Here is a 9,272-nt window from a genome sequence, read left to right on the forward strand (position 1 = left end):
CCGAGCGCACCCATCACGGTTGCATCTCCGGGGGAAGCGGCGGCAGGGACGGCATGCCGGGGGGCAATATGCCCGCGCGGCCCGTCACGAAGATCCGGTCCGGCATCTGGAAGCCGCGCAGCTTGAGCAACTCCAGCGGCCCGGCCCCCGCCTGCACGCGCAGCAGATAACGCAGCGGCGCTGCCGTATCGTCGGCTGCCTTCGTATCCCCGCCATTCCAGACCAGCTCATAGCGCGTATCGTCGAGCGCCTTCACCTGGGCCTTCTCCAGCATCCGCAGGAATGCCCAGTCCCCGGTGCGGTCGAACGCCAGGCGCAGCCCCGCATCCAGCGACTGCCAGCTCAGCGACGCATGGCCGTTCAGGCCGTCGCCCGGCCACACAAGCGGCGTCCAGGTCTCGCGCTGGTTGAAATAGACCACCTGATGTCCATCGACCGTCAGTTCCGTTTGCGTCACGGTAGGCGTCGACTGCGGCATGATCTCGAAGTGGTAGCCGGCCTCCCCCTGGACGTAAAGGCGCGCGCCGAGCGGGCCGATCAGCCGTAACATGGCGAGGAATTTCGGATCGAACTGCAGTGATTGCGGCGCGAGTTCGCCCGGCACCCACTGGTCGCCCTGGCGCTTGAGCACGCCGGAGAGTTCGATCTCGACAAAGCGGTTGATCAGCCCCGTATCGGGCCGCACGTAACGGCCGAACTCGGCGAAGGACGCATCCGCCGACGTCGGCGAGAACGGATAGCGTGAAGCGAACGACGATGCGAAAGGTGCCGCCACGCCCGCGCGCCACGCATCGTTCAGGCTCGCGGCCGCAGGCTGGAGCACCGCCTGCCACGACGCATCGAGCGGCTGCACGAACATCGCCTGACCGAAGCCCGCCCACTGCGCACCCAGGCTCGCCGCGGTGAGCGCCGCATCGTCGCGCGCCTGCGTCAGATCGGAGAGCTTGCCCTGGAACACCGCCTGCGCAAGCGAGCGCGCCATCGACTGCGCATCCGGGCTCGACTGGATCTGCTGCAGCTTCAGGCGCACGGTCGTGTCGGCCGTCAGCACGCGCGAGAGGCTCACGCCGCTGAACGCAGCGGCATTCGCGGCGTTGCCGTTGCCGGCCTTGCTGCTGTCGGGAGCCGCGCCAGCGTCGCCGAGCAGTGCGAGCAGCGGACCAAACGAGCGGTCCAATGGATTCACGACGGGCGCCTGGCTGGCATCGTCGCCACCGCCGAACAGCCCCTGCGCCTTGCGCACGAGCGTGTCGGTCAACGCCTGCGAGGGACGCCCTGCCTCGCCCTGGTACTGCACCGACTTCATGACCGCGACCATCGGCGAAGTCTGCGGATCGGTCATGCGCGCAAGCTGGTCAATCACGCCCGAGAAGCTCGTCGCCCCGATCCACTGGAAGCTGTTGAGCATCGTCCCCCAGGCCGCCGTGTAGTCCGTGAAGTAGCGCATGCGCAGCCGCTGCCTGAGAGCGTCGGCGTCGTGCTTCGCGTCGATCGTCCCTTCGGCTGCGACAACACTTGCCCGGGCCACCGGCTGGTCGCCGGTCAGCACCCAGTCTCCCTCGACGTGCTGCTCCTTTGCCGCGTCGTCGATAGCGTTGCCGATGAAGCCCTCCCACGCGGCGCGCGTGAAGATGCCCGGCACCGTCTGCGTGGTCGCAAAGAGGCCGTGCGCGTCCGTCCCCGCGAGCAGCGTCGCGAGCGACACGTCCGCGTACCTGCCGCGCGCCTCGTCCAGGATGCGCTGGTACAGCACGTCGTCGCTCGCCGCCAGGCCGATCTGGTTCACGAGCGTCGAGCGCATCTGCGTGACGAGCGGCATCGATGCGCTGATCCGCCAGCCGGGGTGCGCCTTCAGGTGATCGGACCAGAAGCCCGCGAGGCGCTGCGAGGTGTCGAGCCATTCGCCCGTGCGCATGCCGGCGGGCGCCGGCCATACGTCGAGCAGTTGCGCCTTGAGGAACGGTGCGTCGGTACGCGCCGGCGTGGCGAGCATCAGATACGCCTTGAGGTGGTTGTAGGCCTGCTGCTGCGCGTCGTGGCCCTGCTGCTCGTCGGCGCGCACCTGCGAGAGCTGTGCGAGTTGCTCTTCGAGCGCCTGCACGACCGGCTGCTGCAGGTTGCGGGTCGCGACGGTCTGGTACGGACGCCACAGTGCATCGAGCAGGTCGTCGTTGTGCGAGACGCCCGCGCGCAGGTACCAGGGCGCGCCGTGCTGCTGACGGTATTCGAGCGTCGCGATCTCATTCTGCAGGGCAAGCTGCGCTCGCAGCGCCTGCGGTGTGCCGGGCATGGCCGCCAACGCGGTGGAGGCAGTGGTTTCGGCATCCTTGACGAGGGCGTGGTTACCGAGGCCCGAGACGACCAGCGCGACCGTCCACAGGGCGGCCCCAACGAGCAGAAGCACCGCAAGCGCGTCGGGCCAGTAAAAGCCGGCTCGCCTGCCCCGATAATGCGCCGACCCGCCAGCGATCTCTTTCCAGACCGGAAGCAGCGCGGCGGGTTGCTCGCGCGTAACCGCTACCGTCTGCGGCGCATCGGCGGGCTGACCCGCCGTAGCGTTTCCGCCCGCGATCGGTACCGGAACAACAGTCGACCCGAGAAAGACCGGCGTGAACATGACACCGGCGAGCGGCGAACGCAGCCAGTTCGACGCGGCGAGCGCGCCGAGGCTCGCAGCAATCCGCGCGGCATGGTCGCCGACATACTTCGAGACTTCCATCAACCCTACCGCCTTCTCGCGCGTATAGAGACGCACGCCCGCGTCTGCCGACCACCGCTCGACCTCGTCGAGAAGCTCCGGCAGTCTGGTGGCGGCGTCCTGCGCCTGCCTGCGCGACTCGTTCGGCATGAAGGTACCGACTGCTTCGAACCGTTCGGATGGACGACCCTCAGTCTCTACCGGGTGAAGGAACGTAACGGGCGCGGCCCAGCCGAGTGCAGTCGCGGTCATCGAGAGCGCGCGGGGCAGACCCGTATCAGTCTCGTCGGCGCGTGCAACGTGGACCAGACCATCAACCGGGCGACGACTACGCAGGTTGCGGATCTGGCCGAGCCACTTTTCTCTCTCAATACCGTCTGGCGCGGCGTGGACGAGGACGGTCTCGCCGACGTGCATGACACCCGCCTGCTTGAGCCCGGGTGCGACCTGATCGACCCGCTCGTCTCTACCGTCGACCATCAGCCAGCGCAGACGGTTACGCCAGAACCAGCCATGCGCAACGCGCAGTTCCTCGGCCATGCGTTGCAGCCGCGCGTCGCGCTTCGAAACCGGCGCAGCGTTCGTCGACTTACCCGAATCGTTTCCGTTGTCCTGACGAAACACGACGCCGGCAACGTAGTACGCGCCGACCCGTGTAGCGAAAACGTGCAGTAGCACCACGACGAGCAGAATGCCAAGAATCCACAGGCTGAGGGTTTTCTTCGCGTCGAGGGTCGTTACATTGACGATTCCACCAAAGACCCACACGATCACCAGCGCAACTGCGGCCATCAATACTGCAAACGCGGGAATCGCCCAGGTCAGAAGCGAACGTGCCGCTGGAGATGGCGGGACGACGCTCTCGGGAGTTACAAGAGGTTCGAGACTCATGACGGTTGTGGATGGGCTTGCAGGATAGCTGCCTGACAGGTGGCAGGCGTACGGTTCAGGATGAATTGCGGAGCGTCCGAGCCATCCTCGGCTGCCGCCGTAATGGCGAGCCAGTCGGCCGCCAGGCCAGCATGACCGAGGACACGGTCAGGCATGCGACGCGCTTCGAACTTTGTCAACTGGTCCAAACCGGCGCGGCGGCATGCCTGGGTAACGTGCGTCTGCTCCTGGGCGTCGAAACCGGTCAGCCACGCGTGCTTGATTACCGACGAAGTTACTCGCCCCCAGAGCATCGCAAATGCAAGTCCTTCGAGCAGTTCCAGCGGCGGTACGGCGACCGGTCGGTGAAGCGTTGCGCGAGGCGTTAGCCCATGAGGCAACGCGACTGTCTGAGGCAGGAAAAGCAGAGCTACGCCCGCCTCTGCACTATCCTCTGGCGGCTTTTCATGCAACTGAACCGCGACTACCATCAGCGGACGCGCTTCTTGTGCGTCAAGCCACGCGTCGACGGGCATCAGCCCGTCCGCAACGGCCACCGTTTTGCAGTCCGGCAGATAGAGGTTCATCGCACCGATTACCGTGCGTAGTTGTTTTAGCGCGTCGCCGGGACTTGAAGTGTCCGGCACTACCAGCCGTAAGGCGGGGGGTATTCCAGCCTGTAGCAGAGGGCGTATCGTCCTTACGAGAGGCACCAGCAGTTGCGCGTAAAGTCTGCCAACGCGATCAAGCGGTACCTGCTGGAGCACCTGAACAAGCAACGGATCAACAGAGGCAGTATCGGAATCATCAGATAGCCGCGTATGCCTCGCAGTAGCAGTGCCGTCCTTGAGCGGCTGAGCCTTGAGCAGCGGCTTCCCTTCCACAATCGTGCTCGCGAGCGCACCGTTCTCGACGGGGAGCTGGTAGCTATAGTCGAGTACGCGTACTGACCTCCGCCCACGCTCGATGAGGTTTCGACGACGCTGCTCGCGATGGTCGTTGTAGAACATCGCATGCAGATAGGCACCCTCGTAGCCCGAGCGGGCGACGATGAGGATTGCAAGGAACAGGACGTGAGGCAGGCCCGCAACTGGAAGCCAGAAGATCGCGCCTCTCGCGGGCCAGTTATGCGGCCATAGCAGGAGTATTGCGCCATCTACAACGACAACGCAGACGAGCCATACGACGAACCATGTGCGTAGTCCCGGGCCGCGCGGAGGATAGGGCTTTGGCGGCCCAAGCTGTTTCAGGTCAACCGGCATCGACTTGCGTCTCCCTTGTGCCCGTCATATCCGACGCTCCAAACGCACGGCAACCGCATGCGAAGCACGGGAAATATTCAGCGGTCTGCATGGTTGATCAGGTGGATGAGACCGAGGTTGTCTGTGACGGAATCAGCACCGGCGGCGGATCGCATCGGCACAGACACAGATCGTCGGCAAGCGCCGGGCGTTTTCCGTCGGGACCGATTTCGTTCGCCCGCGCGCCTGCGCAGCCGATACGCCCGTAGGTACTGCACTTCGGACACCAGACAGGATCGTCTTCATAGGCCGCGATCTTGCCATCGAGCATGTCTCTACGCGCGGGCGTCTCGACCTGACCGCCGACGTTCGTCTCGTCGCCGTTTCGGATATAGGGCCTTCTACTCATTAACGTCCTCTGAACCTCGTTCGACCTGAAGATTGCGCTGGTTGTGGCGGTGGAGAATTTTCAGAAATACTCGCGTAAGGACGGCAGCTACAGGCATCGAAAAGCCCGTACCAAAAGCGAGTGGCCCATCACCTGGATTCATGACAAATGCAAAATACAACGGGCCAACCACAACGGCGCTTACAACTGCGAATAGATAGAGGTACCGCCGCCGAAGCCGGGTAGGCATCGCGCCGACCAATGCCCCAACAATGGCCGCCGGCGGTCCGCCTCCATAAAAGGCGACCAGACTAGCTAAATAGAACACGCCTAACCAACCGCCGACGACCCGTCCTAAACCCTGATAGTCGTTAATTGCGACAATGACGGCGGCCAGGGTAGCAAAGCATGCCGCGATCATTAGAGGTCCGACAGCTCCAAAGATCACCGCACCAAGAGCAATGCGTTTATATAACTTCACAGCACGTTCCTAATTGCGTGGCAATACAGTCATACCGGCGCGGTCAAAATTGGCGCTTCTTGAGCGTATAGGCATACAGCGCGTATTGCGTATTGGTCTGAGAATCGAACCAGCCGCCTTGAGGCATCCCGTCATCAATGTCCTCCCACGACTTGCCGTAATCCTGGCTGTGGAAGGTAATCTGATGCGGCGCGCCCTCTCGGTTGGAATCGGTCGCATAGACAAGCAGCACACCGCGCTTGCCAACGCTCAGGCCACCGACGCGATAACGCTCGTCGAAGATATGCCGCTGCTCGACTGTCGGAGTCTGATAACCCGGCCACGTCGAAATTGCGCCGGTCCGCTTGCCTTTGTCGTTTTGATCGTCGTAATTCCTTGGAGGCCCGAGGCGCGAAAGGGCGTAGACCGAATAGGTCCGACCTGGAGGCTCATCCGTCGTACCAAGTTGCACCACAACCTGATCGGGCAACACTACGTCCGGCTCGAAATGCGGACTCTCCCAGCGTAACCGGTACACGACGCTGGACAGACGCACTTCGCCGAGCATCCCGACATAATAGGCAACGCGTAACGTCCCGTCCGGCCCGAGGTCAACAGCATCAAACTGCTTGCGTGGCTTGCGATAGTCAGAAGCCATCGGTGGCTGGGGAATCTCCTGCCACGTTTGACCACCGTCGGCGGTGCGCCATACATGAGGCCCCCAGCCGATTGCATAGCCGCGCTGCGAGTCAAGAAACTTGAGATAGCTGATGTTGCGGTCTTCCGGCCACTTCAACTGCGCCCATGTCTTTCCGCCATCGATCGAACGCCAGAGTTTTGTGATCTGCGGCGAGAGACCGTCTTTCGGCTCCGGACGTGTATAGTCCATCCAGCCCGTAGCGATGTACTGCACCTGCCAGTCCCTCGAATACCACCATGCACCGTCCTGGGCCTGCTGCTGGAAGTAGCGCGTGGCTGCTCCTTCGAGTGTTCCGCGGAAAAAGCTTGCGGTGGAGCGATTTAGCGTTTCTCCCGACCTGTACATCCACGGTTCGGCTGGTTCTGCGACATCCGGATCTTTCCATTCGCTTGATGGTTTGAATTTGATTTCCGGCCCAGCAACCTTCAGCGTCATCATCTCATCGCCGCGAAGCCGAAAAGCGCCTCCCCCATAAGGTTTGTCGCTTTTCATGAACACATTCGAGACGGTTTCCCACGCGGGTGTTGTCATTTCCTGATATCCGTATTTCAACGCAACCAGCACCGCAACGGCGCCAGCGCATATTTTCCAGAGGACTGGTCTCCGCATCTCACTTCGCCATCAGCCGTTGTAGCGCGCCATTCACTGCGTCGCTTGCGGAATTCACGAGATCGCCGGCCTTTTGCGGCAGCACGACGGCCCCACTCTCCACTGCCTGCTCCCACGTACGGCCATCCTCCCACTCCTGAATGCTCGGCTGCCCCGTGATCTTGAGCAGATCCGTCCATGGAAGGTCAGCCAGCCCGGCGTCGAGATACGCAAGCGGATGCGTGTTGAACGCAAATGACTTGAAGGTGTCGTCGTCCAGCTCAAGCTGGTACTGCTTTACGTCGGACATTGAAAAGCTGCCATTGCCGTCAATTCCACTGGCCATCTGGATTCCATCACCTATCATGTTTTGATGAAGTCCAGTTTCCATATTCTTTTGCAGCAGAAACCTTGCTCTAGCCAACCAGTGCTTCCCTGCCTCACTCAGCCTGGGATTCAATTTAGCGCCATAGTTCGAACAGTAGTAGTAACCGTAGCTGAGGTAATAGGACGGCGGCTTGTGCCCACAGCCAATATGGCGCATCATGAAATTGCTGTGGCGCGACCAGTCTGAATCGGTGCATTGAGGACGTATCAATCGATCCCGCTTGCCAAGAAGCTCTTTCGTAACGGTACTGTCTGACCACGGATTGAAACTCCTGGCCCAGTCGACAATCTCATTGAAGCTCGGCAATTTCTCGACTTTGTCCCTGAATTCGCAATGCAGCGGACGATAGTAATACTCGCAATGACCGATAATCGAATCGGCTGCTGGAGTTACATGCAAGTCGCATCTTCCCGCATCGGCCTTTGCGCGCTGCGTATAGCCCGCAGGCGTCATGTAGGAACGAAAGACGCCGGTGACGTTGGTATCGTCGTTTTCAGCCATGCTTCAGTCACCCAGAAGTTTGAGTACGGCATCTTGCGGAACGTGGCTTTGTGCAAGTGACGTTTCGCCCTTTTCGTTGGTCAGGCCCTCGGCAATTAGCTTGCCCTCAGAGAGCAACTGGTATTTCACGTTGCTCGCAGGAACCTGCGTGCCGCTCCAGTTGACGACAAACGCCTGGTCGAATGCGCCGCCTGAGCCTGGCAGCGCAGGTATGGCTGCCGAAAGACTCTGCGGTCCGAGCTTCGCATAGGATGCCGAATGGATTGTCCGGTCGCCCTGAGTACCGTCCTCGATACCGGACGGCGTCATGCGGAAATAAGACCCGCCGCAGACAAACAGAATCTCCTCCTTCGCCGTGATCGTCACGCGGCTATTGGTGCTCGAAATGCTCATTCCATCGTGCGAGATCAGGCTCATTTCGCCCTGTTGCGCCTGAACGTCAACCTTGCCGTTTGCGGCCAGCGCCTTGATACCGCTTCCCAGCGCGCACAGCGAGACACCCTTGCCCGACGCCACGGTAAAATTGTGGCCAACGCTGAAATCTGTATTCCCCCCGGAGCTCGCAGCAATATGCTCCCCACCGGCAAACTGGATGGTCCGTGGCGTAACCAGGCCGATCCCCTTCGGCGCCGACATCAGAATAACGGCCTCCTTGAGATCGCGGAACGCGTTTTCGAGTTGCTGCTGCTGTGCCTTGAGTTCGGACAACTCCGCAGTGGCCCGCTGCGCCTCTTCACGAAGGGATGCAACCTCCGCCTGCGAGGCTTCAAGCTGCCGGATGGCCGCTTCCATCTCCAGGTGCGGCGTATCCGGCCCGGCCGCCGTGTCCGCCGAGAAGAACAGCCCCTTCGCCGCACGCACCGCACCCCACCCCTGGGTCGTCGCCTCGAACCCGTTCCCGCGAGGCAGCTTTCTGCTGTCAAGCAGGTAGCCCTGGTTAAACGCCGACTGGCTGTACACGGTCGCAATACGTGCGCTCTCCTTGCCCCGCAGGTCGTTGAACACGACCTCGGCACCGAGCAGCGGCGAGCGCCAGATGGCGTAGCTGTACAGCGCATCCGTACCCCGGACCGGATCGCGGTGGTTGGCGTCGTGCAGCGCGCCGCTGATGTGCAGACGATCGACGTCCCCGTGCGCGGCCTCCAGCAGCACCTCGGTCCCTGGCAGCAGCGGCGCGTGCAGGCCGCCCTGATCCGATGACGACACGCGCAGCAGCCGCAGTTTCAGCAGTTGCCGGTCGGTATTGCCCGTGCCCTGCAGGAACTTCGGGAGAACGGGATAACGCCCGAATTCATCCATACACCCGTAAGGTGTCGAATCGGAGGTTGTGACAACCCCAGCGACGGGGCCTGTCAAAAAACGCCAATCCCGCTCGTAGGCAAATTTCGGGCGGTACGTCAGATGTGCAGGCATCGCCTTGAAGCGGGTATGGGCCGGC

At 62.1% G+C, this 9,272-nt stretch carries 7 protein-coding genes; all 7 read right to left on the reverse strand.

From position 1 onward, the window contains the following. Positions 1–13: 13 nt before the first annotated feature. Positions 14–3,490, reverse strand: coding sequence for an ImcF-related family protein (locus tag BAC01S_RS19635; RefSeq protein WP_043202868.1), 3,477 nt, complete (start codon positions 3,488–3,490; stop codon positions 14–16). A 95-nt stretch (positions 3,491–3,585) separates the two neighbouring features. After that, complete coding sequence (locus BAC01S_RS19640; RefSeq protein ID WP_027796295.1) at positions 3,586–4,830, reverse strand: hypothetical protein; 1,245 nt, start codon at positions 4,828–4,830, stop codon at positions 3,586–3,588. Positions 4,831–4,927: 97 nt separating this feature from the next. Beyond that, positions 4,928–5,218 carry a PAAR domain-containing protein gene (locus BAC01S_RS33995; RefSeq protein WP_084168677.1) on the reverse strand — a complete coding sequence of 97 codons (291 nt, stop codon included), beginning with the start codon at positions 5,216–5,218 and terminating at the stop codon, positions 4,928–4,930. Further along, positions 5,211–5,678: a hypothetical protein gene (locus BAC01S_RS34750; RefSeq protein WP_156954470.1), complete on the reverse strand. Its 468-nt coding sequence runs from the start codon at positions 5,676–5,678 to the stop codon at positions 5,211–5,213. Before BAC01S_RS34750 ends, BAC01S_RS33995 begins: the two co-directional genes overlap by 8 nt. 43 nt (positions 5,679–5,721) lie before the next feature. Next, positions 5,722–6,888, reverse strand: a complete 1,167-nt coding sequence (locus BAC01S_RS19645; RefSeq protein WP_027796296.1) for a WD40/YVTN/BNR-like repeat-containing protein — start codon at positions 6,886–6,888, stop codon at positions 5,722–5,724. 79 nt (positions 6,889–6,967) lie between these two features. Next, entirely contained in the window at positions 6,968–7,834 is an 867-nt protein-coding gene (locus tag BAC01S_RS19650) for a hypothetical protein (protein WP_027796297.1), read from the reverse strand. A 3-nt stretch (positions 7,835–7,837) separates the two neighbouring features. Next, positions 7,838–9,272: DUF2345 domain-containing protein (locus BAC01S_RS31945; protein ID WP_156954471.1), on the reverse strand; the 1,435-nt coding region annotated here is incomplete at its 5' end.

The organism is Paraburkholderia acidipaludis NBRC 101816 (assembly GCF_000684975.1).
Lineage (GTDB): Bacteria > Pseudomonadota > Gammaproteobacteria > Burkholderiales > Burkholderiaceae > Paraburkholderia > Paraburkholderia acidipaludis.

Excerpts from the sequence above, each read along its gene's own strand:
- BAC01S_RS19645 (WP_027796296.1), bottom strand. The coding sequence starts at position 6,888 with ATGACAACACCCGCGTGGGAAACCGTCTCGAATGTGTTCATGAAAAGC.
- BAC01S_RS19640 (WP_027796295.1), bottom strand. The coding sequence starts at position 4,830 with ATGCCGGTTGACCTGAAACAGCTTGGGCCGCCAAAGCCCTATCCTCCG.
- BAC01S_RS19650 (WP_027796297.1), bottom strand. The coding sequence starts at position 7,834 with ATGGCTGAAAACGACGATACCAACGTCACCGGCGTCTTTCGTTCCTAC.
- BAC01S_RS33995 (WP_084168677.1), bottom strand. The coding sequence starts at position 5,218 with ATGAGTAGAAGGCCCTATATCCGAAACGGCGACGAGACGAACGTCGGC.
- BAC01S_RS19635 (WP_043202868.1), bottom strand. The coding sequence starts at position 3,490 with ATGGCCGCAGTTGCGCTGGTGATCGTGTGGGTCTTTGGTGGAATCGTC.